Here is a 25775-nt window from a genome sequence, read left to right as displayed (position 1 = left end):
ACCAGACAAATCTTAAGCGTTTCCATTGTTTTCCTTACAGTTTTCTTACAAATCCCCATTTAACAGGGCTTTGCGCACTTCATAGTCCGGCATGTGATGCAAAATAACCGCGTAAAACCGCTGCGAATGGTTCGGCACGATCAAATGCGCGTATTCATGCCACAGCACGGCATCAACGCAGGCCAGCGGATAATGAATCAGCTTCAGATTCAGCGTAATCTTGGATTTAGCCGGAATGCAGCTGCCCCAACGGCTTGTCATGCGCCGGTAGTGGATCGAAGGCTGCGCGAGATGATAATCGGCGATCACCTGATCCCAGCGCGGCCGCAGCTGTCCAATTTCGGCCTCCAGACTGGTTTTGGCAAACTGATCGAAGGCCCGCCGCTTTGTTTCCGGCTGCGAATCCGGACCATAGAGAACCAGCCGCTCCGATTGCAGGCGGGGTTTGCCTTTGCCGATCACCCACTGCAGCTGTACCGGCCGGCCATATACCGCCAGACTCCCGTCAGCCGAGGATTCCGCCTGTCTGGCCTGCCGCTGGGCAAGCTTTTCGGCATGCGCCGCAATCCAGCTGCGCTTCGTTTCGATAAACCGCAGGATTTCCGCCGTCGAACAGGCGTAAGGTGCGCTGACAAGCAATTCGTCCGGCGTTTTCAAGCGCAGGATTAAATTGCGGATCGGTTTGCGCTGAATCGTCAGCCGCAGCGTTTTCCCATTGATATTCAAGCTTTCCATGAGCCGCACTCCTTTAGAGGTTTTATTATAGCATAAAACCGGAAACAACGAAACGGCGCCCTGCCGGACGCCGTCGTCTTTTTGTCTGCCTAATTCTCCTCAAAGCCCGCGCAATGCGTTATTCAAACATCTCCGGGTCATTTTTTAAGGTGATAGAACAGTTGTCAGTCGCTGATTTTAAAATCGCCGCTGATCGTCTTCACGGCGATTTGCGCATGCCCGTCGCCGGCTCTCAGCTGGCGGCCCTGCCGCTGCAGCGGTAAGCCGATATGCTGGCCAAGATCGCCGGAGATCGTTGAGAAGCTGCATAGAAAACCGGTTGTGCGCGGCAGCTTTAAATGAATGTCGCCGCTGATCGTATCGAGCTTCAGACTCTCGGCTTCTTCAATCGACAAGTCCAGATCGCCGCTTTTGCTTTCCGCCAGCACCGCCTGGAAGCAGCCCTGAACCTTTAGATCGCCGGAAGTCGTGCGGAACTTGCCCAGCTTCCCTTCCGCCTGAGTGATGTCAAGATCGCCGCTGACAGATGCCGCCTGGACTAATTCGCCACGCACTGCCGCCTGGATATCACCGGAGGTCGACGTAAGCTGAACCGCTTCGGCGTCCAAGGCGCGGATTTCAATATCCCCGCTCTGTGTGACGACCGCAAGCTTACCGCAGCTTATCGCTTCCCTCAGGCGGATATCGCCGCTCATCCCGGTGATTTTAATGTCCAGGCACGCAGCCGGCAGCGTGACGTCCAGCCGCAGATGCTCGCCCGCCCCGGCCCGCAGCCAGCTGTTCTGCAAGCGATGCACATGAATATGATAAATATCGCCTTCCTGAAAGGTATCCAAACGATAATTATGCACCCGCAGCGGATTGCGGCTGTCATAGAACTCGACCAGCACCTCACTGCCATTTCCCTGTCTGAGCGTAATATCGGCGCTGTCCGCCTCAATGACAACCGCAGACAATGAGCTGGCGTCCGGCTGAGCTTCCGTCTGCGACTGATGATGCGGCCGGGTGTTCAATTCACTGATCAGCTCCGCAGGATCACCCAGTTCCGCGCTGATTTCCTCTTCACTCCGTCCCTCGCTCAGCCCCTGATCAAAATGATCGGCAAAATCCTGAAGAATTTCCTTCGCCGTCGTTTCGTCAACAGCCTCCAGATCCATCTGCAGCCGTTCCATGTATTCTTTTCTGTTCATGCTTCTCCTTTCCGGATGAGTTCATCCACTAAACGTACAAATTCACGCCATTCGCCTTGTAACTGTTGTTCGTGGGACCGGCCTTTTTCCGTCAGCCGGTAATACTTGCGGGCTGGACCTTCTGCGGATTCCACCAGATAGGTCTCCACATCGCCGTCGTCTTTCAGCCGCTTTAGAATTAAATACAACGTTCCGGCCGCGACCGTCATTTTCTGCGAGATTGCTTCTGTCAGCTCATAGCCATATTGATCATCCTGCGCTAACAAGGACAACACACACATTTCCAGCACGCCTTTCTTAAACTGAGCGTTCATCCAATCCCTCCTTCTAACAAGATCATATCACTAGCTATTCTATATTGCAATATACTATTCATTAAAATTTTAAAAAATTGTAAGGCAATTTGCGAATTTCCGCAATATTTATAGTAGGAGGATTTTATCTATGAAGAAAAAAATCGCAACGACCCTCGCAGTTTCTGCCGCAGCTCTTATCCTCATTCTCAGCGGGATTTTATTATTCCGGCAGGAGCTGGCCCGACGTCTGTCTTTGGTTTCTGTTCCCGTCAGCGTCTCAACCCTGCCGCCTCGTCATTTGATCGCGGCGGACGATCTGATCTGGATTGACGTGCCTTCCGCTTACCTGCAAGCTGACGTTTTATGCCGGGAAGAAGAGCTTGTCGGTTCCTGGACACGGCTTGAGGGCACAATTCCGGCCGGTTCTTTGTTCTATCGGGAAATGGTTGAAACGCCGGCAGCGATGGCAGATTTCAGCGTAACTTTATTGAACGAAGGTCAGGCGGTCTTCCCTTTGACCATAGCGGTCAGCGAGATCAGCGGCCAGTTGATGCAGCCGGGACAGAAGGTCGATCTTTACGTCTATGGACAATGGCCAGAAGGTCAGGAAATGATGGACTGCCTGCTGCGTGGGGTACGCGTTCTGGAGCTGCAGAACCGCAATGGCGAACGAATCACTCAGGCGGACGACACGCTGCCTTCAACGGTGTTGTTAGCTGTTGATCAAGCTTATCTCACTGCCTTGTCCATCGCGGAGAAAAAAGGACGAATCGAGTTATATTTAACCGCCGGCAGTTATGCGGAATCTGAATGTCAGTTAGTTGAGGACAGTGAGGTGCTTCGCTGGCTAAAAAACGAGCGTTAAACTTTTGATCGCGCTCTTCTTCTTTTTTTGAAATTTATGCTTTACAAATTCCGCCATCTAGGGTAAAATAGTATTCGCTGATGGCGGTCGTGGTGAAGTTGGTTAACACTCTGGATTGTGGCTCCAGCATTCGCGAGTTCGAGTCTCGTCGATCGCCCCATTAATAGTTCGCACAGGACATCTGGATTCAGGTGTCCTTTTTCTTAAAATGATGAATTTATCCAGAGGCCAGGCAATTTTAAAGATTTGTCTAATAAATCCAAAAGAACCGGGGAAACTTAGAAAAGTCTTTCCCAGTCGGGGAATGTCTTATGGTATAATTGTAAAGCACGAGGTGAAAAAGATGCCAAAAATAGCAGTGATGACGGATTCGTCCGCCGATATTAATACCCAACAAGCAGAACAGATGAAATTGACCGTCATGCGGTTTCCTTTAATGATTGATGGTCAGGAATACATTGAAGAAATGGAAATTAAAACGCCGGAATTCATTCGCCGGATGGAACAGGGGGCGATCGTCAAGACCTCCCAGGCGCATTTGGGAAAATTAATTCAACAGTGGAGTGACTTATTAAAAGAATATGATGAAATTCTCTACATTCCGCTTTCCTCAGGTTTAAGTGGTTCCTATCAATCCGCCCTAACCGCTTCGGCCGCTTTTGATGGACGGGTAACCGTCGTTGACGCCCGTTTTGCCTGTTATCCTCTCGCCTGGCTTTGTCAATGGGCGCTGGAACAGGTTGAAGCCGGCCGCAGCTGCGATGAAATCAAAAACAAAATCGAAGAAGAAGCTGATCTGTGGGCAGCTCTGATTCCGGAAAAGCTGGAGTATCTGAAACGGGGCGGACGAATTTCCGCAGCCGCCGCGGCGTTGGGCAATCTTCTGAAAATTGTCCCAATCCTCAAGGTGGAACACGGCAGTATCGACGTACTTGGCAAAGTTCGTACAGTAAAGAAAGCCTATCAAGTCGGATTGGACGCAATCGCAGAAGTCGTGGATCCCACTGAGTATGAGTGGATGATCGTTGAAGCTGATATGAAAGAAGAAGCTGAGGAATTGAAACGGCAGATGGAAGAGCGAATTGGACAGCCGGTCACCATTCACGCGATGGGTCCCATCATCATGGCTCATACCGGACCGCGGACATTAGGTTACGGACGCGTTAAAAAATTGAAATTCTAAGCCGGAGCGATCCGGTTTTTTTATTTTCTTACCAGATATAAAAAATCAGGACTATCGTACTCAGTGAACCCCGTCTATTCGCTCCCTAAAAACGCCCATTCGCTCCAAAACACTTGACAACACTAAAGCTGTTGGATTGAAACAAAAACAAGAGCCAAACTTTTGACCTTACTTCAAAGTCTATTCGCTCCCTAAAAACGCCCATTCGCTCCAAAACACTTGACAACACTAAAGCTGTTGGATTGAAACAAAAACAAGAGCCAAGCTTTTGATCTTACATCAATGTCTATTCGCTCCCTAAAAACACCCATTCGCTCCCAAATCAGTCCAATTATTCAGAAAATCAAAAAAACAGCTGTCCGTTGTTCTTGAATTGCGAACAAACAGACAGCTGTTTCATTATGCCTTAATGTTAATCGTGTTGCCGTCCGGTCCCGGCGTTGTCGTCAAATACTCAACGATCTTTGCGCGGGCATCCGGTTTGCTTGGCTTACAAGCCGAAGCCGTAGCGACCTCGCCGGCCACCATCGCTTCCGCCATGCCGGAGCATCCGGCAAAGCCGCAGCTTCCGCAGTTATAGCCTGGAAGCATTGCCGTTACTTTTTCAACGCGTTCGTCGACTTCCACTTTGAACACGTTGGAGGCAATCCCCAGAATCAAACCGAGAACGGCGCCGACCACAAACATCATGATAATTGCTGTAATCATTCTTTATTCTCTCCTTTTGATTGTTTCAGTACGGGGTTATGAGCGCAGGAAGTAATCTTGCAGCCCTCACACTCCGCCGTCAGATCCTCGCATCCTTCAGGTACCGGCGTTTTACTATTCAGATAGTAGAACAAGCCGAACAACGCTCCCAGTCCGATTAAGACCAGGATTGCGATGACCATGGATTAAACCAGTCCGGCAAAGCCGCTGAACGCCAGCGCCATCAGCGCCGCAACGATCAGAGCGATCGGATTGCCCTTGAAGGAAACCGGGGTGTCCGCCGCGTCCAGGCGTTCCCGGATCGTGGAGAAGATGTAGAGAACCAACGTGAAGCCGATTGGGATGCCCAGAGAATACACCAGCATTTCAGGGAAGGTAAAGCCCTGCTTGATGTTATCCAGCGCAACGCCCAGAACGGCGCAGTTCGTTGTGATCAGCGGCAGATAGATCCCCAGCGACTTATATAAAGCCGGAGAGAACTTCTTGATGAACATTTCAACAAACTGAACAAAAGAAGCGATGATCAGAATGAATGACAACAGATCCATATATTCCAGAGAATTCGGTTCCAGAACCAGCTTATACAGACCATAGGTCAGGATTGAAGCGCCGAAGATAACAAATGTAACCGCCGCACCCATGCCGATCGCTGAACTTTTATTCTTGGAAACGCCTAAGAATGGGCAGACGCCCAGAAACTGCGACAGGATGACGTTGTTAATCAGCACTGCCGAAATAAACAAAGTAAATAAGTTAGCCATCGTTATTTAGCCTCCTTTTTCGCAGCCTTCGCCGCCTGTGCGTTTTTATACGCTGTCAATGCCGCCGCTAAGACCGCAAAGGTCAGGAATGCGCCGGTCGGCGAACCGAACATCGAAATCGTGAAGCTTTCCGGAATCAGACGAACTTCAAAAATCAACTGGTTCGTAAACGGATTGGTAAAGTTGATTAATCCCGTCGCAATAATCTGACGGATTAAGGACATGACGACCAACGCGCAGGTATAGCCTAAGCCCATGCCTAAACCATCCAATGCGGAATCCAGCACGCCGTTCTTGCTCGCAAAGGCTTCCGCCCGGCCTAAGATAATACAGTTAACGACGATCAGCGGCAAAAACAGTCCTAACGCCGCGTCGATCGAAGACGCATACGCTTTGATCAACAGTTCAATACTCTTAACCAGCGCCGCAATAACGACGATGTAGACCGGAATCCGGATCTCATCCGGAATGATCTTGCGCATCATCGAAATGATGACGTTGGATAAAATCAAAACGATAATAACGGAAACGCCCATGCCGATGGCATTGTTGAGCGATGTGGTGATGGCCAGCGTGGAGCAGCATCCCAGATACAGCCCGAATACTGGATTCTCGCGGATGAAGCCCGCTGTAAAATTCTCTTTACGATTCATTGTTCATCCACCTCATTTCTGGCTGGCCGCGAACGCTGCGCGGACCGCTTCAATCGCGGAATTGCTCGTGAAGGTGGCGCCCGACTTGACGTCAACCTTGGCAATTTCATCGTCCGACTTCAAACCGGCAAATCCCGCCAGATATTCGTCGTTGACCGCGTCGCCAATTCCGGTCGTATCGTTAAAGCTTGTCATTTTAACGCTGACGACTTCCTGCTTGTCAGTATCAATGACGATTTCATATTCGTTATCGCCCTGGAAGCCTTTCGCCGTCGCAGTATAAGTCTTTAATGCGCCGTCCTCCGATGTCAGAACCGCGGCATCATCGCTGTCATCGCCAGCGACCGGCTGATCCGCCGCATCCTGATTGTCCGCTGCGAAAACCGCGTTCCAGGCAGCCTTGACGGCATCAATAGCCGAATTACTCGTATACGTTGCGCCCGACTTTACGTCGATGCCGCCGATCGCGTCTTCGCTGTTCAGTCCGGCAAACCCGGTCAGATACTCATCGTTGACCGCATCGCCGACGCCCGGCGTATCGTTGAACGCCGTCATCGCAACGCTGACGATTTCCTGCTTGTCGGAATCAAGCACAACAGTATAGGTATTGTTGCCCTGGAAGCCCTTGGCTTCAACGGTAACCGTAACCTGGCTGCCGTCGGCCTTCTGATCCAGAACTGTCGCTGTGGAAGCCGGTGTTTCCGGTTCCTTGGATGCTTCTGGCGTTGCCGGGGTGCTTGGCGCAGGAGCCGCGTTGCCCGTTAACGAAGCATAGACAGCCTTGGCGGCGTCTAAGCCCTTGACAACCGCCGTGGAGGAAATCGTTGCGCCGGACAGCGTGTCGATCTGATCACCGGTGGTCTTGCCGATGACGGTATTTCTGAAATCGTCTTCCGCGACGCGGCTGCCGATGCCGGAAGTTTCCGCAATCGCAATCACATCGTAGCCGACGATCTTGGAATCGTTATCAATGCCCAGTACAAATTTAATCGTGTCTTTAAAGCCGGAAGTTTCGACCTGGAACATATAGCCCTGGCCTTCCGCCTGATAGACGCCGGTGACTAATCCGGAGTCATCCGTGTAATCTGTTACTTCCGTATAGGTTGTGCCCGGGAATACTTTTTCCAGGCTGCCCATCACTTCAGCCAAAGCATTGGCATTGATTTTCGCCGCGGTGACTTCGTTGACTGCCGCCAGCAGGCCGCCGGCCAATGCGCTGACAATGGCTAAGAAACAGGCCAGATACAAAGCTTTTTTCATTTCTGACCTCCTTAATTACCGGCGTTCAATGCCTGAATAATGGCATCTTTCGCCGATTTGCTGGTATAGCTCGCGCCGGAAACATTATCCACCGCGTTGACGTCGTCTTCGCTCTTCGCGCCGACAAACTGGCTCAGGTAATCGTCATTGACGCCGTCGCCGATACCCGGAGTATCGTTGAACTCCGTCATCTTGACGCTGACAACCTCGCCCTTGGCCGTGTCGATGACGACCTCAAACTGATTGTCGCCCTGGAAGCCATGCTGCGTGACGTTGTACGTCGTTTCCGTACCGTTGGTCGCGCCTGCTTCCGCAGAACCCGCGGCAACTGGTTTGATCGTGCTGCCGACCAACAGCGTGATCGCCAGACCCGCAACAAACAGGATCGCCAGGTTGCGGATGTTCTTAGATTTCATTTTGATCTGCTGGCCGTCGGTCAGACTTTCGATCAGCGGTGTCAGCATGTTCATGATCAGGATCGAGTACATGACGCCTTCCGGCAGATTGGAACGCAGCCGCAGAACGATCGTGATGACCGCACAGCCGACCGCAAACATAATCCGGCCTGCAGCGCTGGTCGGGTTGGTGACCGGATCGGTCATCATGAAGACCGCGCCGAACATGGCGCCGCCGGTTAACAGGTGGAACAGAGCATAGCTGATCGGCGCGCCGTGCATCAGGCCGACGCCGGCTGCCAGAACAAACAACGTGATCAGATAAGTTGCCGGAACGCGCCAGTCAATGACCTTGCGGATCGCCAGGATCACGCCGACAACCAGAATCACCAGTGCGCTTGTTTCGCCGATAGCGCCCGGATACAGACCGACAAACATGTTTCCCAAACCGCCAAACGGCTTCAGGAAGCTGCTCATGCCTTCCGCGGAATTGATAATCCAGTTCTGCGCCGCCATCGAAGACGTCGGCGTTGCGCCGGTCACAATATCGGCCGCCGCCGCGCCCGCAAACGAGGCGAAGATCGTCGCACGGCCCACGGCCGCCGGGTTGAAGATATTCTGTCCGAAGCCACCGAAGACCAGCTTGCCGAAGAAGATCGCGATCACTGTCGCGACCGCTAAGGCATAGTATTCAATCGACAGCGGGCACATCATCGTCAAGATGATCGCCGTCACCCACGGATAAGAATTTTTCAGACTGTTCAGGATGTCCTTCTTCGTAAAGACACACCACAGGATCTCCGTGCCGCAGGCGCTGACGATCGCCGTGATCATCAACAGAATTGCCCGCAAGCCGTAAGACGCTGAAAAATTGGTAAAATAATAATACAGTGAAAATGCAAATACCGCCAACAGCCCCAAGGTCAGCTCGCCCATGATCCGGCCGGTGCTCTGACCATCACGATAGTTCGGGGACGGTTTAAAATTAAATTTCATACAAACTCCCCTCCTTATTTCTTAGCGCGCAGAGCCATGTAGCGCTTCGCTCTCCGGACGCCTTCAGTGACGTCGATTTTCGACGGGCACACAAAGCTGCACATGCCGCATTCGATACATTCCATGATGCTCAGCTTTTCCAGCATCGCAACGTTCTTGGACTTTTCCGCCTGATTGATCCGGACCGGCTGCAATCCCGCCGGGCAGTGATCCGAGCAGCGTCCGCAGCGCAGACAAGCCACCTGATTGACCGGTTTGTTCTTCAGTACGGTTAACGCGTTGCTGTACGGCGTGATGACGAACTGATCGGTCGTGATCGTTTTGCCCATCATCGGACCGCCCGCGATCAGCAGCACATCTTCCCCGCTGTAACCGCCGCAGGCCGCGATCACATCCGCTGCCTTGACGCCGACCGGCACCAGAACATTGGCCGGCGTGTTGATGCCGTCGCCGCTGACCGTCACATATTTGTGCGTGATCGGCATGCCCTTGGTCAGCGCCTGACCGAATGCAATCGCCGTCGTCGCGTTGTTGACGATGACGCCGACTTCGCCCGGCAGCTTTTCATAACGCTTCTTGGTGATTTCATAGACCAGCGTGCGTTCCCAGCCCATCGGATAAACGTCCGGAACTTCCTTGACGTTGATGTTGCTGTAATCCTTGAACGCTTCGACAACCGTCGGAATAAAATCCTTCTTCGTCGTCTTGATCGCGATCGCCGCTTCCTTAGCGCCTGACATTTTCAGCATCGCCGCCACGCCGGTGACCAGATCCTGCATGTTCATGCTGGAATTCTTGTAATCCGCCGTGATGTACGGTTCGCATTCGACGGCGTTGATGATCAGCAGATCAATGCCCTTGCAGCCTCTGTACTTGACATAGCTTGGAAAACCCGCGCCGCCGCAGCCGACGATGCCGGCGTTCATCATGAAGGAAACCAGTTCCTCCTGCGTCGCCGTTTGATAGTTCAATGTGCCGAATGGCTGTTCTGTTTCGTTTTTGCCATCATTTTCAATGACAAGATGATCGACCGGACGCAAGCCAGCATGCATCATTTTCTGGATGCCTTTGACTGTGCCGGATACAGATGAAAAGTAAGGAACTGTAAAATGATCATTCCGCTTGGCGATCATCGTTCCGACTTTTACTCTGTCACCTTCCTTAACCAACACTTCAACTGCCGTTGAATTACCGTTAATTAAAGGAATGTATACAAGGCTGCCCGCTTCAACCTTGACAAGCTCGGTATGACTTGTAAGCTCTTTGTGACCGTCCAGATGCTTGCGCATCGGTCCCGTTAATAGTGACATTCCGTCCACCTCTTCCTTTCCTCAAATACCGAAAGCCTCTGGCAAACACAAAAAATCGACGGTGATCGATTTTTTCATTATCCGCCTTTCGCTTCGGAGCTATTATAGCATTATCGCTATTAATTTTAAACGTTTTTTCCACATCTATTTAGATAAATTTCAAGTTTTTTCACCCTGGATTCGTTTTGAAAATGTTTCCTTTGGGTAGTATCGCCCGACGATTTATGCTAGAATCTTCACGGGTGATTCAAATGAATAAAAAAGCAATGTCGCTGGCGCTGGCCGGCCTGCTGATGCTGGGCGGCTGTCAAAGCAAGCCGAAGGAGCCGGAGCTGACGCGTTATTCCAATATGGCGCTGGACGCCGGCTTCGACACGGTGATGACGTTAACCGGATTTACTGAAAAAGAAGAACAGTTCAATCAGTATTTCGCTGAAATGAAGCAGCTGTTTCTCCACTACAACGCGTTGTTTGACGTCTATAACGATTACGACGGATTAAACAACATCAAGACGATCAACGACAACGCCGGGATCGAACCGGTCAGCGTCGATCCGGAAATTATCGAGCTGCTTAAGACGGCAAAAGAATTTTATGATTTATCCAACGGCGAGTTTGACGTCACGATGGGCGCGGTACTCAAGATCTGGCATACTTATCGCGAGGAAGGCATCGCGTTAAACAACGAAGGCCAGCTGGGCAAAGTGCCGCCGCTTGCCGAATTGGAGAGCGCAAAAGCGTGCACCGGCTGGGATAAAGTGGAAATCGACGAGATCGCCGGCACGGTCTATCTGAATCAGGGCTGCGCTTCCTTAGACGTCGGCGGAATCGCCAAGGGCTTCGCGGCCGGCAAGGTCCAGCAGAAGCTGATCGAAGCGGGTCTGGTTCACGGCACGGTCGACGCCGGCGGCAACATCTGCACGATCAACGACAAGCCCGGCGGCCAGCAATGGCGCGTCGGCATCCGCAATCCATCCGGCAACGGCTCGCTGGCGGTCGTCACGCTGCCCGGCTCCGCGGCGTTTGTCTCCAGCGGCGACTACGAACGTTTCTACGGTGCCGAGGACGGCAAGCTCTATCATCACATCATCGACCCGCAGACGCTGTTTCCGGCGACCTATTACCATCAGGTCACGATCGTCACGGAAAATTCCGGCTACGCCGACGCGCTGTCGACGGCGCTGTTCACAATGAGCTATGACGACGGTCTGGCTCTGATCGACCGCTTCCGCCAGACCTATCCCGATCAGCCGATCGAGGTCATGTGGGTCATGGATCCCGACCAGGTCCCTTCGGGCGTCAACAGCGTCATGTCGGGCGAATATGCCGTTGTCATGACGGATTCGATGAAAGATTATCTCGCGCAATAAACATTTTTGTCCTTACGATAGGATCCGGTCTTCCTGAGGAAGCCGGATTTTTATTTTCTTCCGCGCTGGAATTTTAGTCATTCCCGTTGATTTGTCCGTTTTTTTCCCGGCTCTTTTTGTGTAAACTAAAACTCTGGAAAATCTGAACTGAAGGAAAGAGGGAACACCATGAAAACGAAGAAATCGAAGCCGGCGGTTTCCCCGCTGGCCTACAAGCTGATTCTCAGCGCGGGAATCACCCTGCTTCTCATCAGCATTCATTATTCTTATTTTTCACCAGCCGGTTATGGCGACTGGATGCTGGGCGCGCTGGCGGCGTTAATCAACTGTCTGATCTGGGGACTGCGGGCGCCCTGGGACAAGCTTGCCGGTCAACTGTGCACGCTGCTGTACTTCCTGTATATTGCCGGCCAGAGCTTATATTACCGCTTATTCGGTCAGTACATTTTCTTATCGACCGCCATCGGCCTGCGCAGCGAGGCCACGCAAAATCTCGGGGCCGGTTTCAGCGCCGTGCTGCCGCAGGACTGGCAGTTTCTGATAGCCCTGATCCTGATCTTTCTGCTTTTAACAACGCTGAAGCCGCAGCCAGCACCGGACGGAAAGCGACGGATGAAATTTTTTTTGGGCGCTTTCATCTGGCTGGGTTTGAGCATGGCATGCAGCCTTGTGTTTTACGGCAAGCTCAACGCTGAGGAAGCCGACAAATTTTACTACACTTATTCTGATCAATACCTATACGAACACGTCAGTTCTCCCCGCCAATTTGTTGAGCTGTTCGGCCCTGAAGCATTCTTCCTGCGTGACCTGAAGCTCAACCAGCTCGAGCCGCTGCGCTTCCGTTCGCAAAAGCGTCAGGCACAGGAAGAAATTGCGGCTTATCTCCAATCCGCTCCGACCCAGCCCAACGCGCAAACGGGCTTGTTCAAAGGCAAAAATCTGATTTTCTTTGAAGCGGAGTCGCTGACTCAGGCGGTCATTGATCCCCTTCTGACGCCGACGCTCTATCAGCTCCAGCAAAAGGGCTATAACTTTGTGAATTACACTGCGCCCCTGCTTCAAGGCTCGACCAGCGACGCGGACTTCATGCTGAACCTCAGTTTGATGCCCAACAACGAAGGCGTGATCGCGATGCAGCAATACGCGGGCAACACCTATCCGGTTTCCCTGGCGAAAGGATTTGCCAGCCAGGGCTATTCCGCCATCGCCGCGCATAATGGAACGAAGGAATTTTACAACCGCGATCAATTCTATGCGCAGATCGGCTATGAAGATTTCTGGGATCTGGGCGTTTTGGGGCCGGAATATGGCACCTCCGACGCCGTGTGCATGGAAATTATCGAGTGGATGATCGACGATTCGCAGCCGTTTTTCCTCTACGACATCACTTACAGCGGCCATCAGGGCTACGAACAATCCGATTTAACGGATCACAATGCCGAAACTGCCCGGGAATACGCCGCCAGCTATGCAAAGGTCAGCCAGCGCTATCCGCAGCTGGACGAACAGGTCAAAGTTTATCTCGCTAAAAGCATGAGTCTGGATCTGGCCGTCGCCTCCGTGATCGATCATTTCCAGCAGAAAGGCACGCTTGATCAGCTCGTCATCGCGGTTGCCGGCGATCACCGGGCCAAAGGTTTTTCTGAAACGGTCATCGAACAGACCGCAAAACAGCTGGCTACTCACGGCTCGCTGGAAGAGGTGCCGTTCTTCATGTGGTCACCTTCGATAGAAGGTCAGACGATTGAAAAACCCGGCACTGATATCGACGTCCTGCCAACCTTATTTAATCTCTTTGCGATTGACGTTCAGCCGGAACTGATCATGGGACATGATTTCTTTGATCCCCGCTATCCGGGATACGCCGACGACGACCGCCAGATTCTGACCAACAATTACCGTTATGACAAGCAAACCCGAAAATTCAGCGATCTGAACATTCCGCTGCAGCAGGCGATGGAAGAAAATGAACATTGGCTGCGAATTCACGAAATCGCCAATTTGATTTTAAAATATGATTATTTCGCAGAATAGCTTGGGCTTCAGCCCAGCGGCGATGATCGGTCTGCGCTGTTTCAGACCGTTTGTCCGTTCTGTTCTGTGCAGCCTGAAAATCATGCCTGCGCATAAAAAAAAGTGAAACCTTTCGGCATTCACTTTTTTATTCTTTGCTTGTGCTGCTTTGCTGATTCCTTTCATCAAACTGAGAAATCGAGAAAGTCCCAGACTTAGTTCTTGCCCAGCAGGCGGAACATGTTTTTCTTATACACTTCGACGCCCGGCTGATTGAACGGATTGACGTTGAGAAGATAAACGCTGACGGCGCAGGCTTTGAAGAAGAAGTAGCACATATAGCCGAAGGTTTCTTCCTTCATGTCCGGCATCGTGATGATCAGATTCGGCACATTGCCGGTGACTTCATGCGCTTCCAGCGTGCCCTGGCATGCCATCTTATTGACCCAGTCCAGGCTTTTGCCGGCCAGATAGTTCATGTTATCCAGATTTTCCCCGTCGCTTGGGAACGTGCCGTCCAGCGTCGGAGTCTCCACTAACAGCAGCGTTTCATAAAGCATTTTCTTGCCTTCCTGAATAAACTGGCCTAACGAATGCAGGTCGGTCGAGAACGTCGCGCTGCATGGCAGAATGCCCTTGCCTTCCTTGCCTTCGGATTCGCCGAACAGCTGCTTCCACCACTCGGCGATCATCGCCATCTGCGGTTCATAGGTGACCAACATTTCCGCATCCTTGCCCTGATTCTCCAGAATCCGGCGGGCAACGGCGTACTGATACGCCGGATTGACATGCAGATCCGGGTTCTTCAGATCTTCATACGCCTGGGCAAAGCCCTTCATGACCGCGTCGATATCAATCCCCGCCAGCGCCATCGGCAGTAAGCCGACCGCTGTCAAAACGGAATAGCGGCCGCCGATATCGTCCGGAATGACAAACGTTTCGTAGCCTTCCTTATCCGCCAGTTCTTTCAGAGTGCCGCGCGCCTTGTCGGTCGTCGCCAGAATCCGCTTCCGGCATTCTTCCTTGGAATATTTCTTTTCCATCAACTGCTTCAGCATTCTGAACGCCATCGCCGTTTCGGTCGTCGTGCCGGATTTGGAAATGACGTTAAGAACGATTTCCTTATTCTGAATATACGCTTCCACCTGCTTGAAATACGTGCTGGAGAACGTATTGCCGATGAAGATGACTTCCGGTCTGGCCTGACAATACAGCCCGCGCATCATCTCAATCGCTGCCCGCGCGCCCAGATATGAGCCGCCGATGCCGCATACCAGCAGCACGTCGCACTGGCCTTCCAGCCGTTTGGCCGCCGCCTTGATTCTTTCAAATTCTTCATGGTCATAGCTGTTCGGCCATTCGACCCAGCCGACGAAATCGTTGCCCGCGCCGCTCTTTTCATGCAGCTGGGTATGTGCCAGCGTTACCGCTTGTTGATAATCGAAAATGTTTTCCTGCAGATGCGCATGCGAAGTGTCAAATTTGATCATACTGTTTCTCCTTTATTTGCTTCCTCGATCCAGCGGTCCAGGTTTTCGGCCAGCGACCGGAATCCAATTTTCATGACTGGCAGACGACTGGCCTTCCCCCGCCCGCGTTCCTTGCGGAATGCCGTGGGATGCAGCGCTTTTAAGGACAGCCGCGCCTGATGCGTAGACTTGTCAAAATCAATAATTTTAACCTTCACGCGATCATGGACATGAACGAAATGATTAACGTCCTTAACGAAGCCCTCCGAGATTTCCGAGATGTGAATCAGTCCTGACGTTTCCTCATCCAGACTGACAAACGCCCCATAAGGCTGAATCCCGGTGATCGTTCCCTCCACGATTTGTCCGATTCGATACTGCATAGACGCCTCCAATCTTTTTTTATTATATCACCTCCTTGCGTTTTTGTGATATACTAATTCTCGAGGTGAGCACCATGCTTCAACAGATGTATCCGTTCTGGGCTGCGATTGTAGCCAATTTAACAGCGCAGCTGCTTAAGCCCGTTATCCGCTACATACGAACCCGGGATTGGGACTGGCATCTCGCCTTGGAAAGCGGCGGTTTTCCCAGCTCGCATACCTCGACGGTAGCGGCGCTGACGCTGGCCGTCGGGATCACGGATAATTTTTCGTCGACGTTATTTGCCGTCACGCTGATGTTTTCGCTGATCGTCGCTTACGACGCCGCCAACGTCCGTTATTATGCCGGACAGAACATCCGGATTACGCAGCAGCTGATCAAGGATATCCAGATTCTGACGCAGACCCGTCTGGACGATCCGATTTATCTGACCAAGGTCAAGGAAGTGCTGGGACACAAATGGATTGAAGTCTTCGGCGGGATTATCCTCGGCTTAATCATCGCCGGGCTGATGTATTTTATAAGATAAGGTGATAAATTATGGAAACCATGGAAACTCAAGTTAAAAATGTTATTGAAAAGATCCGTCCGTATATTCAGCGCGACGGCGGCGACGTGGAATTCGTCAGTCTGGAAGACGGCATTGTCACCGTTAAAATGCTGGGCGCCTGTTCCGAATGTCTGTCGTTAGACGCGACGCTGAAGGATGGGATCGAAGCGATTCTTCTCGATGAAGTTCCCGGCGTAACGGAAGTCCGCATGGCGCCTTCCGAGCCGTTGTTCTTCTAATCGCAGCGAAACAGGCAAAAAACCGCAGATGCGGTTTTTTTATTGGCTTCTCCCCTTTAAGATATCCCTGACGTTTAACGAATCAGGCAAGCTGGCCGACCATCAGCTGCGGAATCTGCCCCTGCACAATTTGCATAACCAGCGGAATCTTAACTTCAATCTGTTGGGGATCGAGCAGAAACGGGCTGATCACCAACATCTCCACGCTGATCTTCAAGTCGATTTCCAACAGAGTGCTGTTGATGCCATAGGCCGTGGACACGGCGTCGATCTGCCCAACCAGACTGTTGACGGCACGCATCCGGATGTCAATCGAAGGTCCGACGTTTGCCAGCAGCACCGATCCGGTCAGCATTCCGACCGGCAGAGAATAAATGATGCCCTTATCGTAATAAACAAGATGGGTGTGCGGGTCCGTTTCCCCTTCTTCCGCAGCATTCAGCGATTCCTGAGCAGCGTCCAGCGACAGGCTCATCAATTCATTCATCCGCTGCGTATCATAAACGATATCCGTAATGTTGCCCTGCCCATCCCGCTGTACCCGGATCAGATCTTCCGTTTTCAAATTCAGCGAATCGACCGCCCGCTTGATCACGGACGAGGCTGCATTGCGGACTTCGCTGGCAGCGACTTTCTCGACATGCGGCTTAAGCAGCGCATTGATCTGACTGAGCGTCCGGTTGCCCAGCCAAACCAGCGCCGCGGCGATCACGACGAGCGCCAGCCAGCGCCGGTTCCTATCCCGTTTCCGTTTTTTCATGCATCACCTTCAGCAGCGCTTCCTTCCCGCTCATTCCTATATATATTCCCAAGCGGGCGGCGGTTGACGTCATCGCTGTAATTTTTCCGTTTAACAGTCCGTCTTTTCCCGGTTTCAGCACCTGAAAGGCTGCGATTTGTTTTGTTTCCAGAACGTTCAGGTCCCAGCTTTCATCAACCAGCACCGCCTTTGTACAGACGATCATCCGACAGGTCCAGCGCGGCAGAAACAGCGTGATATCCATGAACCGATACGCCTCGATTTCCAATGTTTTTAACTCGATCATAGCCCAGCCTCCTCCCCTATCAGTATAGAGAAAGATTGACATTTGGTGCGTTCCTTTTTTCGAAACGCCAGAGGAAAAGCGAGGTGCTTCAGCCTGGCCATTCCCGATCGAATTTCGAAAAGAAAAACGACGAAACCAGGGCCACCCCGCCCCCCTCACTGTGAAAAATCAGGCATCCAGCCGCGAATTCAGGACTTTAACAAATTCCCGCCGCCTTTATCGCTGATAATCGTCTTGACTCATCCCCTCACTTTCAGACTCGCAATGATGCGTACATCCAAATAACGCTGATTGGGAAAACAGAAAATCTGCGGATCAATGTTTTTTGGAAGCGCTGAACTTGGAATTTTAAAACACAGTGTTGAAGATTGAATCTCTGTTCAAAGGGAATTTTTTATTTTTTCCGACTTCCCTGCGCTCTTGCCGCACAACGGATAGGTTTCCGTAAAAATTCAGCTGATGATTTCACAATCGTTCAGTCCGTTTTCGCCATTTTCTTCTTCACTGAATTCGTAATCGTTGATCGACGAACAATCAAGAAATTCTGAAATGGTCATACTCAAACCGTTAGCCAGCCGATGCATCGTCTGCAATCCCGGACTTTTTGTGTGGCAATGCACAATGTTCTGAATCGTGGACATACTGACCCCGGAGATTTTGGATAATTCATACAATGAAACATCCCCGCGTTTGTGACATACGTCAAAAATCCGCTGTGAAATGAACTCCGCATATTTATCCTCGCTCATGTTTTTCACCTTCTTTTTGTCATAATAACAGGATGAGTTTCCAATTACTGCCATATTCGGTTATAACTCGTTGATTCTGAATTCAGGTTTTTCAGGCATTTTCGCTCCTTTTGCCCCGTGATTCAGCGTCGCTGAAACCTTGCTTTTTTCATCTATTTGTACCGGGCATAAAAAAAGTGAACTGGCTTCGGGATTTCCCGTATTCATGTTCACTTTGATTTCCGGTTATAAACGGATTCCGATTTTTGTCAGATTTGAACGATGTTAATAATTCTTAACTTCCTGTTCAAAATAAGCCTGCGGATGAAAGCAGACCGGACAGACCTTCGGCGCCTGCTGAGTGGTGACCGTATATCCGCAGTTGCGGCATTTCCAGACGATCGGTTCCGCTTTTGCAAAGACTGTTTTGTTTTCCACGTTGCCCAATAACGCCAGATACCGCTCCTCATGTCCTTTTTCAATTTTGGCGATCTCGCTCATCAGCCGGGCGATTTCGGTAAACCCTTCCTGTTTCGCGGTTTCAGCGAATTCCCTGTACATTTCCGTCCATTCGTAGTTTTCTCCATTGGCCGCATCCTTCAGATTGATCGGCGTCTCCTGGATCTTGCCGCCATGCAAAAACTTATACCACAGCTTGGCATGGGCGTTTTCATTCGCTGAGGTTTCCTCAAAAATGCCCGCGATCTGACCATAGCCATCCTTGCGTGCCTGATCGGCGTAATACGCGTACTTTACCCGCGCCTGACTTTCTCCGGCAAACGCCGTCCATAAATTTTGTTCTGTTTTTGATCCTTTTAATTCCATGTTACCATTTCTCCTTTCCGGCATGGATCGCAATTTCCGCACGAATCATCTGCCGCAGCAGCACCGCTTGTCTTAACGCCAGATCGAATGTCTGAATACAGCCGGGATCCAGCTGATCGGCGATGCCTTTTTCTGCTAAGCGCACCTGATGCTCAGCGACGGCCGCCAATTCCGTAAGCAGACTGTTGGTCAAATGGCTGCGGGTGATCTTTTCCGTTTCCTCATGAGGCAGCGTGCGGAAGCGCGAAGCGTCCGCATGACATTTCGGACAATCGTCCCGAATGAATTCCGAGTCCAGAATCAAGCCGCAGACCTCGCATTTTTTTAACATAAGCTTCCTCCTTATCCTATTTCTATTGTCCAGTATGCCCATGTCCGGCTGGGTCAATCAGACCTCCGCTTTAAAATCGAGCTTTTTCTATGTGACTGCGTTTTTTTCTCAATTTCCCCCTTTTTTTTCAATCATGTCCGACATTCTTTGATTTTTTTCTTCATTTTTATGATTTTTTTAACATTTTTATTGACTCCGATCAAATTTGGAATAAAATTAAACCATGTTTTCAGGAGGATGAGTTATGAAAATCACAGATCCGTTTGACGAATTTGGCTGCCTGCTGTTTGATGAAACGCTGATGCAGGAGCGGCTTCCGTATCCGATCTACAAGCGTTGGAAAGAAACCGTCGCCAAAGAAGATTCCCTGGACCGCAATACCGCCGACGCGATTGCGCATGCGATGAAGCGCTGGGCACAGGAAAACGGCGCCACGCACTTTACGCATTGGTTCCAGCCGATGACCGGCTCTACCGCAGAAAAACACGATTCCTTTATCGAACCGGATGAAAATGGTCAGCCGTTAGTTCGTTTTTCGGGCAAGTCGCTGATCAAAGGCGAACCGGACGCATCCAGCTTTCCCAGCGGTGGTCTGCGCGCGACCTTTGAAGCCCGCGGCTACACGTATTGGGACTGCACCTCGCCAGCCTTTATCCGTGACAACGTGCTGTGTATTCCAACCGTCTTTGTTTCCTATAACGGCGAATCGCTTGATAAAAAAGCGCCGTTATTGAAATCCATTGAGGCGATCAGCGCCGCGGCCACCCGGATTGTCAATATCTTCGGGGATAAAGATGTAAAACGTGTCATTCCGATGGTTGGTCTGGAACAGGAATACTTTTTGATTGACAAACGTTATTTTGAGCGGCGCCAGGATCTGGTGCTGACCGGACGGACGCTGTTTGGTGCAATGCCGGCCAAAGGACAGGAGCTGGAAGATCATTACTTCGGAAGTATTCCGTTCCGCGTCGCCGCTTTTATGAAAGAGGTCAATCAGGAACTGTGGAAATTGGGGATTTACGCCAAAACTGAACACAACGAAGTCGCGCCATGCCAGTTTGAAATTGCACCGATCTTCAGCAACGTCAACATTGCGGTGGATCAGAATCAGCTGACAATGGACGTATTGCGCAAAACCGCAGATAAGCATGGCTTCGCCTGCCTGCTTCATGAAAAACCGTTTGCCGGGATCAACGGCTCGGGCAAGCACAACAACTGGTCATTAGTCACCGACGATCGCCAGAACTTATTTGAACCGGGGGATAAGCCGGCTGAAAACATCCGCTTCCTGGTGTTTGTCTGCGCATTTATCAAAGCTGTCGATCAACATGCCGAGCTGCTTCGGATGTCATCCTCCGGCGCCGGCAACGACCACCGTTTAGGCGCCAATGAAGCTCCGCCGGCAATCATTTCAATCTATTTGGGCAGTTACATCGAAAACGTCCTAAACTCCCTGAAGGGTGCGGGGCAAACGATCGAGGATCAACAGGACAGTTCATTTACGCCGATCAGCGGTCTTTCATATATTCCCAAGGACAACACGGACCGCAACCGGACTTCGCCGCTGGCCTTCACCGGCAATAAATTTGAGTTCCGGATGCTGGGTTCATCCCTGTCTGCCTCGTTTGCCAACGTCGTGCTCAATACAATCACTGCCGATGTGCTCAACGAAATCGCCGGGCAGCTTTCGGATTTAAAATACAAGCAGGACATCCGCGCCCGCGCCCTGGAAATTTGTACGCAGATTTTAAAAGATCACGAACGGATTCTGTTCTCCGGCGACGGTTATTCCCAAGAGTGGGTCGCCGAAGCCAAACGCCGCGGATTGCCAAATATTCCATCGTTTATCGAATCGGTCAGCGCCCTGACCTCACCGAAAACTGTCGAGCTGTTTACGCGCAATCACATCTTTACGGAAAAGGAACTGAGCGCCCGCAGCGAGATTATGAACGAGCAGTATGTGAAGATTTCCGAGATTGAAGCCAAGGTTCTGATTGACATGACGCGTACGGAAATCCTGCCGCTTGTCACCCGGGAAATCCAGTCGCTGGCTTCGACACTGCGGGCGCTGGATCAGCCGGCTTCCTATTTCAGAAAGCAGCTGGCCCACTTAAATGAACTGATGGACCGAATGGATAAAGGCGCTGAACGTCTCGAAAGCAAACTGAAAGAGATCGACGGCGTCGGCGACTATCATGAGCGCGGCATTCGCTTCTATTATGAAGCTGCTCCGCTGATGCAGCAGCTTCGCAGCGCGATTGACGAGCATGAAACAGTTTTTGATAAAAAACAATACACATTGCCAACCTACGAAGATATCTTATTTCACAGCAATTAACTCGTTCCAGGGATCCGGATTGGATCCCTTTTCTTTATATAGTCCTTATATAGTTCTTGCCGCACCAGATGCTGCGTCGTTCCTCAAAAAAAACGGGCGAAACGCCCGTTAAAGCATATCGTCCGATCGGATATTCTTTTCTTTCAGCCGGCTGCTGACAAATCCGCGGACGACGACATAGAGAACCGCAAACACCGGCACGCCCAGAAACATGCCGAGAATGCCGAACATCCCGCCGCCGACGATAATCGAAAACATGACCCACAAGCTTGGCAGGCCCAGCTGATCGCCCAGAATCATCGGGCCGAGGATATTGCCGTCAAACTGCTGCAGAAGCAGGACGAAGACCGCGAAGATCAGCGAGTAAATCGGATCGACGATAAACAGGATAAAGATGCCCGGCACCGCGCCGATAAACGGGCCAAACACCGGAATCATGTTCGTCAGACCAACGATAAAGCTGATCAGCACCGCAAACGGCAGCCGCATGATCAACATGCCGATGAAGCAGATCAAGCCGATGATCAGCGAATCAATCATTTTCCCAATGATGAAGCTGTTGAACATCCGCGACGTCAGCCGGCTCAGCTGAATCAGCGACTCCACCCGGTTTTTTGGCAGAATCGCATAAGCCAGCTTTTTAAACTGTTCTGTAAATCGTTCTTTTTCCAACAGGATATAGACTGCGATAATCACCGCGATAAAGAAATTGAACGTCTGGCGGACAAACAGCCAGGAATAATTCAAGATCTTCGGCACGTAATCCTTAGCCATTCCCAGCATGGATTCCAGCAGCGCTTCGCTGGAATTAAATAGGATTTCCAGCCAGCCGGTTTTAAAGCCCAAACCTTCCGTAATTTCGTTCAGCAGCGTATTGGCTTTGCCCAGATAATCACTGAGTTGCGTCGACAAGGTCATAACGCTTTCCAACAGCTGCGGAATTAAAATCGCCATAAAGCTGATGAGTACGATGAACAGGAAAATGATCGCCGCCGCAACGCCGATTTTACGCTTGCTTGCCGGTTTCATTTTTGATTTTGCCAGCCATTTCTTTTCCACTCGGGCCGTTACCGGCGCCAATAAAAACGCCAACGCAAAGCCGAGGATAAACGGAAGCAGAATGCCGAGGATATTGCCCAGAAATTCCTTAAGCTGCGGAAATTTTGTGATCAGAAAATAAAAACCCAATAGTAAAATGCCCGAACAAGTCAGGGCCAGGATATTCTCTTTGGTTTGTTCTTTAAATTTAAATTTCATGGTGTGATCTCCCTTACTGTTATTTTAACATACTCGACCCTTTTCTATATTTAAAATTCTATTAAATTAACGTAGTTTATGATAAAATAAAAATGTAACTTAAGGAGGAAATTATTCATGAGAGGTATTTTATTAATTAGCCATGGTCAGTATGCAGAAGCTTTCAAAGGTTCTCTGAAAATGATCGCGGGCGAAGTTACAAATCTGTATTCCTGCTGCCTGCTGCCAACGGATGGCCCGGAACAGTTCAAGGAAAAACTGAACGCGCTGAAGCCGGAGTTGGACAAGTACGACGAAGTTCTGGTCTTTGCGGATCTGTTCGGCGGTTCCCCATGCAACACAACATTTGTTGAATTCGCGACGAATCCAAAATTCCATTTCATCGCCGGCATGAACTTCCCGATGGTTCTGACAGCGATTCTGTCGGAAGGCGAAGCGGTTGACAGCCTGATCGCCCAGGGACGCGAAGGCATCGTTGACGTCAAAGCGTTCATGGCCAGCATGAGCTCGGACGAAGACTAATTTACCCTTTATCCTTAAACAAAGAAGGCGGAAAATTTCCGCCTTTTCTTATGCTTCAGATTTCTGATATCCTCCGGAAAAGATCATCAGGAAACGGCCAGTTCCTCATGATAGAGCTGTTGCGCGAGGTTGTGATAATGGTCGTGAATTCGTTCCAGATCGGTCAGCACTTCGCTGAAGACGACGCACAGCGAACCGTCGATCTGTTGGCTGCGCAGCCTTTTAATCTGATCCTGACGGCTTTTCTCACAATACTGGTCCATCTGTTCCTCCAGCTGATCAATATGCTGCAGCGTCTCTGTCCGATGATATTCCTCAATCGCCGGCAGCAGCGCCGCCGTCTGATCCAGAATCAGCCGCAAATCCGCCAGCTCCTGATGTGCTTCCGGGGTCATCTTCTGTTTCTCTTTCAGAATTTGGGAGGCATGTTCCGATAAATTGACAACATGATCGCCCATCCGCTCCAAATCGCTGTTGATTTTAAACAAAACGTTTAACCGTCGGGAGTCCTCAACGTTCATCCGGGCTGTCGCCACATAGGGAATAGCGTCAATAATCTTACGGTGCATTGCGTCGATCTCGCTTTCCTGCGCCAGAATCTTCTCTTTATCCCATTCCAGTGTCGTCAAACCGCGAAAGGCTTCATCCAAGCTGGACTGCACTAGAGTATACATCCGGTTCAGCAGTTCGCTGATCTCATGCAGCGAAATCGTCACATTGCCCAGGCGCTGCTCCGGGATGCGCGTGATTTCAATCGCCGGCGCCGGCGTTTCTTTCTCCTGCGGCAAAAGCTTCATCGACAAAGCGGCCAAACCATTCCCCAGCGGAAGCAGAACCAGGGTAGTTACAACGTTGAACAGCGTGTGAAAGTTTGCGATCTGCGCCGCCGGATTGGCCGGCGTCCACTGCCCGATCCATGCGGTCAGCGGCAGCGCCAGCACCGCAACGGAGAACAACAGCGCCCCGCCGATGTTGAATAACAGATGAACCAAGGCAACCCGCTTCGCGTTCCGGCTGGAGCTTAACGACGAGAGCACCGCCGTGATGCATGTTCCAATGTTCATCCCGAACAGAATAAAGACGGAGTGCTGCAGCGTAATCAGGCCATTGTTGGCCAGTGTCTGTAAGATGCCGATGGAAGCGCTGGAGCTTTGGATGATCGCCGTAAAAAGCGCGCCGGTCAGAACCGCAATGATCGGATTATTAAACGCGGTAATTAACGACAGGAACGTCGGATCGTTCCGCAGCGGCGCCATGGCATCGCTCATCATCCCCATGCCAATAAACAGGATACCGAGACCGCCGACAATCATCCCGACCGCGTTGGTCTTTTCTTTTTTCAGGAAGACAACCATAACCACCCCGACCAGGGCAATCGCCGGAGCCGCCGCTCCGATATCCAGAGCGATCAGCTGTCCGGTGATCGTCGTTCCAATATTTGCCCCCATGATCACGCCGACTGCCTGCGGCAGCGTCATTAACCCTGCGTTGACAAAACCAACCGTCATCACCGTCGTTGCACTGGAGCTTTGAATTAAAGCCGTGATCAACGCCCCGACAACGACCCCCATCAACCGGTTTGAAGTCAGGCGTTCCAAAATTGACTGCAGCCGGTCCCCGGCGCACAGTTCCAAGCCGTCGCTCATCATCTTCATCCCGTAAAGAAATAATGCCAAACCGCCCATCAAGGCGATTACAAAACTAAGTTCCATACTTATGCAATAACCCTTTCCTCATATAAGCAAGCCTATTATAAAGGAAAAATCGGAACCCTGCTCAACAGAATTGTTAAGATTCCGTTAACAGGGATTCCTTTTATCATTTTAACTGGAATGGATTAAAGTTCCCGTACCCGGCCAAAATAAAAGTGATGTCCGAAGACACCACTTTTGAGAGTTTTGATATTAAGCCAGAACTCCGAAGAAAGCCAGAACGATAGCGAATAAGACAACAACCAGAATCAACTTGTTGGAGTTCATCCACTTCTTGCCCAGCATCCAGTAGCACAGAGCTGCGAATAATGCAGGGAACAATGCAGGCATGATGCTGTCAGCATATTTCTGCAGGTTGAATTCGTTAAACATTTCTTCGCCTGTTTCAGGGTCAATGCCTAAGCTCATTTTCAGAGTAGCCAGAGGGAACTTAACGTTCAGCGCGATCATGCCGCCGACAACCGTCAGGCCCAGGACAGAAGCAGCTTCCGTCAGAGCATTCATTGTGCCGGACAGGGAAGTAACCAGCTTAACGCCTTGTTCGTAGCCCATGTCAAACATCTTTGTACGGAATAACAGGACGGCAACCATCCAGATTTCCCAAATTGCGATACCTAAAGCAGATCGGAAGAGCGTCGT

General features: G+C 50.9%; 28 protein-coding genes and 1 tRNA gene. 9 read left to right on the top strand and 20 right to left on the bottom strand.

All coding sequences use genetic code 11. From position 1 onward, the window contains the following. Nucleotides 1-45 precede the first annotated feature (45 nt). The 3 genes from AC5OW4_RS05930 to AC5OW4_RS05920 all read right to left on the bottom strand — a co-directional run bounded on the left by AC5OW4_RS05930 (nucleotide 46) and on the right by AC5OW4_RS05920 (nucleotide 2239). Entirely contained in the window at nucleotides 46-735 is a 690-nt protein-coding gene (locus AC5OW4_RS05930) for a M48 family metallopeptidase (protein WP_072684071.1), read from the bottom strand. Between the two features lie 164 nt (nucleotides 736-899). Next, nucleotides 900-1925, bottom strand: a complete 1026-nt coding sequence (locus AC5OW4_RS05925) for a DUF4097 family beta strand repeat-containing protein (RefSeq protein ID WP_195396739.1) — start codon at nucleotides 1923-1925, stop codon at nucleotides 900-902. Further along, nucleotides 1922-2239 (bottom strand): PadR family transcriptional regulator, encoded by a 318-nt coding sequence (locus tag AC5OW4_RS05920; protein WP_072684069.1) that lies wholly within the window; start codon nucleotides 2237-2239, stop codon nucleotides 1922-1924. Before AC5OW4_RS05920 ends, AC5OW4_RS05925 begins: the two co-directional genes overlap by 4 nt. 130 nt (nucleotides 2240-2369) lie before the next feature. Here AC5OW4_RS05920 and AC5OW4_RS05915 point away from each other — a divergent pair, with 130 nt between their 5' ends. The 3 genes from AC5OW4_RS05915 to AC5OW4_RS05905 all read left to right on the top strand — a co-directional run bounded on the left by AC5OW4_RS05915 (nucleotide 2370) and on the right by AC5OW4_RS05905 (nucleotide 4269). Beyond that, complete coding sequence (locus AC5OW4_RS05915; protein WP_072684068.1) at nucleotides 2370-3086, top strand: RcpC/CpaB family pilus assembly protein; 717 nt, start codon at nucleotides 2370-2372, stop codon at nucleotides 3084-3086. Between the two features lie 83 nt (nucleotides 3087-3169). Further along, a tRNA-His gene (locus tag AC5OW4_RS05910) sits at nucleotides 3170-3246 on the top strand. A 183-nt stretch (nucleotides 3247-3429) separates the two neighbouring features. Then, nucleotides 3430-4269: a DegV family protein gene (locus AC5OW4_RS05905; protein ID WP_195395365.1), complete on the top strand. Its 840-nt coding sequence runs from the start codon at nucleotides 3430-3432 to the stop codon at nucleotides 4267-4269. 399 nt (nucleotides 4270-4668) lie between these two features. Here the strand turns inward: AC5OW4_RS05905 and AC5OW4_RS05900 are convergent, their stop codons facing one another. From AC5OW4_RS05900 to AC5OW4_RS05870, 7 genes are read right to left on the bottom strand one after another with little or no spacing between them, the layout of a single operon-like run. Then, complete coding sequence (locus AC5OW4_RS05900) at nucleotides 4669-4977, bottom strand: RnfABCDGE type electron transport complex subunit B (RefSeq protein WP_072684000.1); 309 nt, start codon at nucleotides 4975-4977, stop codon at nucleotides 4669-4671. Then, on the bottom strand, nucleotides 4974-5159 hold the full coding sequence (locus tag AC5OW4_RS05895) for a hypothetical protein (RefSeq protein ID WP_072683999.1): 186 nt from the start codon (nucleotides 5157-5159) through the stop codon (nucleotides 4974-4976). The genes AC5OW4_RS05900 and AC5OW4_RS05895 overlap by 4 nt, the downstream gene beginning before the upstream one ends. A gap of 3 nt (nucleotides 5160-5162) precedes the next feature. Continuing rightward, on the bottom strand, nucleotides 5163-5744 hold the full coding sequence (locus AC5OW4_RS05890; RefSeq protein WP_139248583.1) for an electron transport complex protein RnfA: 582 nt from the start codon (nucleotides 5742-5744) through the stop codon (nucleotides 5163-5165). Then, nucleotides 5741-6391 (bottom strand): electron transport complex subunit RsxE, encoded by a 651-nt coding sequence (gene rsxE, locus AC5OW4_RS05885; protein WP_072683998.1) that lies wholly within the window; start codon nucleotides 6389-6391, stop codon nucleotides 5741-5743. The genes AC5OW4_RS05890 and rsxE overlap by 4 nt, the downstream gene beginning before the upstream one ends. Before the next feature lie 12 nt (nucleotides 6392-6403). After that, complete coding sequence (locus AC5OW4_RS05880) at nucleotides 6404-7651, bottom strand: FMN-binding protein (protein WP_195395366.1); 1248 nt, start codon at nucleotides 7649-7651, stop codon at nucleotides 6404-6406. An 11-nt stretch (nucleotides 7652-7662) separates the two neighbouring features. Further along, complete coding sequence (locus AC5OW4_RS05875) at nucleotides 7663-9042, bottom strand: RnfABCDGE type electron transport complex subunit D (RefSeq protein ID WP_006058774.1); 1380 nt, start codon at nucleotides 9040-9042, stop codon at nucleotides 7663-7665. Between the two features lie 14 nt (nucleotides 9043-9056). Then, on the bottom strand, nucleotides 9057-10352 hold the full coding sequence (locus tag AC5OW4_RS05870; RefSeq protein ID WP_072683995.1) for an RnfC family protein: 1296 nt from the start codon (nucleotides 10350-10352) through the stop codon (nucleotides 9057-9059). Between the two features lie 251 nt (nucleotides 10353-10603). On the opposite strand from AC5OW4_RS05870, the gene AC5OW4_RS05865 reads away from it, so the two are divergent. Both AC5OW4_RS05865 and AC5OW4_RS05860 read left to right on the top strand, forming a co-directional pair. Beyond that, on the top strand, nucleotides 10604-11722 hold the full coding sequence (locus AC5OW4_RS05865; protein WP_229056713.1) for an FAD:protein FMN transferase: 1119 nt from the start codon (nucleotides 10604-10606) through the stop codon (nucleotides 11720-11722). A gap of 168 nt (nucleotides 11723-11890) precedes the next feature. Next, the gene (locus tag AC5OW4_RS05860; protein WP_195395367.1) at nucleotides 11891-13756 is read left to right on the top strand and encodes an LTA synthase family protein; all 1866 of its coding nucleotides are present in this window, start codon (nucleotides 11891-11893) and stop codon (nucleotides 13754-13756) included. A 194-nt stretch (nucleotides 13757-13950) separates the two neighbouring features. Here the strand turns inward: AC5OW4_RS05860 and AC5OW4_RS05855 are convergent, their stop codons facing one another. Both AC5OW4_RS05855 and AC5OW4_RS05850 read right to left on the bottom strand, forming a co-directional pair. After that, nucleotides 13951-15225: a glucose-6-phosphate isomerase gene (locus tag AC5OW4_RS05855; protein ID WP_493676756.1), complete on the bottom strand. Its 1275-nt coding sequence runs from the start codon at nucleotides 15223-15225 to the stop codon at nucleotides 13951-13953. Further along, on the bottom strand, nucleotides 15222-15587 hold the full coding sequence (locus tag AC5OW4_RS05850) for a CvfD/Ygs/GSP13 family RNA-binding post-transcriptional regulator (protein WP_020223945.1): 366 nt from the start codon (nucleotides 15585-15587) through the stop codon (nucleotides 15222-15224). The genes AC5OW4_RS05855 and AC5OW4_RS05850 overlap by 4 nt, the downstream gene beginning before the upstream one ends. Before the next feature lie 74 nt (nucleotides 15588-15661). Here AC5OW4_RS05850 and AC5OW4_RS05845 point away from each other — a divergent pair, with 74 nt between their 5' ends. Both AC5OW4_RS05845 and AC5OW4_RS05840 read left to right on the top strand, forming a co-directional pair. After that, the gene (locus tag AC5OW4_RS05845; protein ID WP_006058768.1) at nucleotides 15662-16117 is read left to right on the top strand and encodes a divergent PAP2 family protein; all 456 of its coding nucleotides are present in this window, start codon (nucleotides 15662-15664) and stop codon (nucleotides 16115-16117) included. Nucleotides 16118-16128: 11 nt separating this feature from the next. Continuing rightward, the gene (locus tag AC5OW4_RS05840) at nucleotides 16129-16377 is read left to right on the top strand and encodes a NifU family protein (RefSeq protein ID WP_006058767.1); all 249 of its coding nucleotides are present in this window, start codon (nucleotides 16129-16131) and stop codon (nucleotides 16375-16377) included. 82 nt (nucleotides 16378-16459) lie between these two features. Here AC5OW4_RS05840 and yunB read toward each other — a convergent pair whose 3' ends face one another. From yunB to AC5OW4_RS05815, 5 genes are all read right to left on the bottom strand, one after another. Further along, nucleotides 16460-17137 (bottom strand): sporulation protein YunB, encoded by a 678-nt coding sequence (yunB, locus tag AC5OW4_RS05835; RefSeq protein WP_072683990.1) that lies wholly within the window; start codon nucleotides 17135-17137, stop codon nucleotides 16460-16462. Next, on the bottom strand, nucleotides 17115-17423 hold the full coding sequence (locus AC5OW4_RS05830; RefSeq protein ID WP_072683989.1) for a DUF1805 domain-containing protein: 309 nt from the start codon (nucleotides 17421-17423) through the stop codon (nucleotides 17115-17117). The genes yunB and AC5OW4_RS05830 overlap by 23 nt, the downstream gene beginning before the upstream one ends. A gap of 452 nt (nucleotides 17424-17875) precedes the next feature. Next, nucleotides 17876-18172 (bottom strand): helix-turn-helix domain-containing protein, encoded by a 297-nt coding sequence (locus AC5OW4_RS05825; protein WP_072683988.1) that lies wholly within the window; start codon nucleotides 18170-18172, stop codon nucleotides 17876-17878. Between the two features lie 264 nt (nucleotides 18173-18436). After that, nucleotides 18437-18976, bottom strand: a complete 540-nt coding sequence (gene rbr, locus AC5OW4_RS05820) for a rubrerythrin (protein ID WP_072683987.1) — start codon at nucleotides 18974-18976, stop codon at nucleotides 18437-18439. 1 nt (nucleotide 18977) lies between these two features. Continuing rightward, the gene (locus tag AC5OW4_RS05815; RefSeq protein ID WP_072683986.1) at nucleotides 18978-19307 is read right to left on the bottom strand and encodes a rubredoxin-like domain-containing protein; all 330 of its coding nucleotides are present in this window, start codon (nucleotides 19305-19307) and stop codon (nucleotides 18978-18980) included. A gap of 244 nt (nucleotides 19308-19551) precedes the next feature. Here AC5OW4_RS05815 and AC5OW4_RS05810 point away from each other — a divergent pair, with 244 nt between their 5' ends. Beyond that, entirely contained in the window at nucleotides 19552-21645 is a 2094-nt protein-coding gene (locus AC5OW4_RS05810) for a glutamine synthetase III family protein (RefSeq protein WP_195547747.1), read from the top strand. Nucleotides 21646-21753: 108 nt separating this feature from the next. Here AC5OW4_RS05810 and AC5OW4_RS05805 read toward each other — a convergent pair whose 3' ends face one another. Then, the gene (locus AC5OW4_RS05805; RefSeq protein WP_072683984.1) at nucleotides 21754-22902 is read right to left on the bottom strand and encodes an AI-2E family transporter; all 1149 of its coding nucleotides are present in this window, start codon (nucleotides 22900-22902) and stop codon (nucleotides 21754-21756) included. 117 nt (nucleotides 22903-23019) lie between these two features. Here AC5OW4_RS05805 and AC5OW4_RS05800 point away from each other — a divergent pair, with 117 nt between their 5' ends. Beyond that, nucleotides 23020-23424, top strand: coding sequence for a PTS sugar transporter subunit IIA (locus AC5OW4_RS05800; protein ID WP_006058758.1), 405 nt, complete (start codon nucleotides 23020-23022; stop codon nucleotides 23422-23424). An 86-nt stretch (nucleotides 23425-23510) separates the two neighbouring features. Here AC5OW4_RS05800 and AC5OW4_RS05795 read toward each other — a convergent pair whose 3' ends face one another. Further along, a complete protein-coding gene (locus AC5OW4_RS05795; RefSeq protein ID WP_072683983.1) occupies nucleotides 23511-25136 on the bottom strand; it encodes a Na/Pi cotransporter family protein in 1626 nt (541 codons plus the stop codon). A 192-nt stretch (nucleotides 25137-25328) separates the two neighbouring features. Continuing rightward, nucleotides 25329-25775: PTS system mannose/fructose/sorbose family transporter subunit IID (locus tag AC5OW4_RS05790; RefSeq protein WP_493676755.1), on the bottom strand; the 447-nt coding region annotated here is incomplete at its 5' end.

Source organism: Holdemania sp. (assembly GCF_986127675.1).
Note: the sequence above shows the minus strand (reverse complement) of the source record. Positions and strands in the feature narration are given on the sequence as shown.

Excerpts from the sequence above, each read along its gene's own strand:
- AC5OW4_RS05930 (WP_072684071.1), bottom strand. The coding sequence starts at position 735 with ATGGAAAGCTTGAATATCAATGGGAAAACGCTGCGGCTGACGATTCAG.
- AC5OW4_RS05925 (WP_195396739.1), bottom strand. The coding sequence starts at position 1,925 with ATGAACAGAAAAGAATACATGGAACGGCTGCAGATGGATCTGGAGGCT.
- AC5OW4_RS05920 (WP_072684069.1), bottom strand. The coding sequence starts at position 2,239 with ATGAACGCTCAGTTTAAGAAAGGCGTGCTGGAAATGTGTGTGTTGTCC.
- AC5OW4_RS05915 (WP_072684068.1), top strand. The coding sequence starts at position 2,370 with ATGAAGAAAAAAATCGCAACGACCCTCGCAGTTTCTGCCGCAGCTCTT.
- AC5OW4_RS05905 (WP_195395365.1), top strand. The coding sequence starts at position 3,430 with ATGCCAAAAATAGCAGTGATGACGGATTCGTCCGCCGATATTAATACC.
- AC5OW4_RS05900 (WP_072684000.1), bottom strand. The coding sequence starts at position 4,977 with ATGATTACAGCAATTATCATGATGTTTGTGGTCGGCGCCGTTCTCGGT.
- AC5OW4_RS05895 (WP_072683999.1), bottom strand. The coding sequence starts at position 5,159 with ATGGTCATCGCAATCCTGGTCTTAATCGGACTGGGAGCGTTGTTCGGC.
- rsxE (WP_072683998.1), bottom strand. The coding sequence starts at position 6,391 with ATGAATCGTAAAGAGAATTTTACAGCGGGCTTCATCCGCGAGAATCCA.
- AC5OW4_RS05880 (WP_195395366.1), bottom strand. The coding sequence starts at position 7,651 with ATGAAAAAAGCTTTGTATCTGGCCTGTTTCTTAGCCATTGTCAGCGCA.
- AC5OW4_RS05875 (WP_006058774.1), bottom strand. The coding sequence starts at position 9,042 with ATGAAATTTAATTTTAAACCGTCCCCGAACTATCGTGATGGTCAGAGC.
- AC5OW4_RS05870 (WP_072683995.1), bottom strand. The coding sequence starts at position 10,352 with ATGTCACTATTAACGGGACCGATGCGCAAGCATCTGGACGGTCACAAA.
- AC5OW4_RS05865 (WP_229056713.1), top strand. The coding sequence starts at position 10,604 with ATGAATAAAAAAGCAATGTCGCTGGCGCTGGCCGGCCTGCTGATGCTG.
- AC5OW4_RS05860 (WP_195395367.1), top strand. The coding sequence starts at position 11,891 with ATGAAAACGAAGAAATCGAAGCCGGCGGTTTCCCCGCTGGCCTACAAG.
- AC5OW4_RS05855 (WP_493676756.1), bottom strand. The coding sequence starts at position 15,225 with ATGATCAAATTTGACACTTCGCATGCGCATCTGCAGGAAAACATTTTC.
- AC5OW4_RS05850 (WP_020223945.1), bottom strand. The coding sequence starts at position 15,587 with ATGCAGTATCGAATCGGACAAATCGTGGAGGGAACGATCACCGGGATT.
- AC5OW4_RS05845 (WP_006058768.1), top strand. The coding sequence starts at position 15,662 with ATGCTTCAACAGATGTATCCGTTCTGGGCTGCGATTGTAGCCAATTTA.
- AC5OW4_RS05840 (WP_006058767.1), top strand. The coding sequence starts at position 16,129 with ATGGAAACCATGGAAACTCAAGTTAAAAATGTTATTGAAAAGATCCGT.
- yunB (WP_072683990.1), bottom strand. The coding sequence starts at position 17,137 with ATGAAAAAACGGAAACGGGATAGGAACCGGCGCTGGCTGGCGCTCGTC.
- AC5OW4_RS05830 (WP_072683989.1), bottom strand. The coding sequence starts at position 17,423 with ATGATCGAGTTAAAAACATTGGAAATCGAGGCGTATCGGTTCATGGAT.
- AC5OW4_RS05825 (WP_072683988.1), bottom strand. The coding sequence starts at position 18,172 with ATGAGCGAGGATAAATATGCGGAGTTCATTTCACAGCGGATTTTTGAC.
- rbr (WP_072683987.1), bottom strand. The coding sequence starts at position 18,976 with ATGGAATTAAAAGGATCAAAAACAGAACAAAATTTATGGACGGCGTTT.
- AC5OW4_RS05815 (WP_072683986.1), bottom strand. The coding sequence starts at position 19,307 with ATGTTAAAAAAATGCGAGGTCTGCGGCTTGATTCTGGACTCGGAATTC.
- AC5OW4_RS05810 (WP_195547747.1), top strand. The coding sequence starts at position 19,552 with ATGAAAATCACAGATCCGTTTGACGAATTTGGCTGCCTGCTGTTTGAT.
- AC5OW4_RS05805 (WP_072683984.1), bottom strand. The coding sequence starts at position 22,902 with ATGAAATTTAAATTTAAAGAACAAACCAAAGAGAATATCCTGGCCCTG.
- AC5OW4_RS05800 (WP_006058758.1), top strand. The coding sequence starts at position 23,020 with ATGAGAGGTATTTTATTAATTAGCCATGGTCAGTATGCAGAAGCTTTC.
- AC5OW4_RS05795 (WP_072683983.1), bottom strand. The coding sequence starts at position 25,136 with ATGGAACTTAGTTTTGTAATCGCCTTGATGGGCGGTTTGGCATTATTT.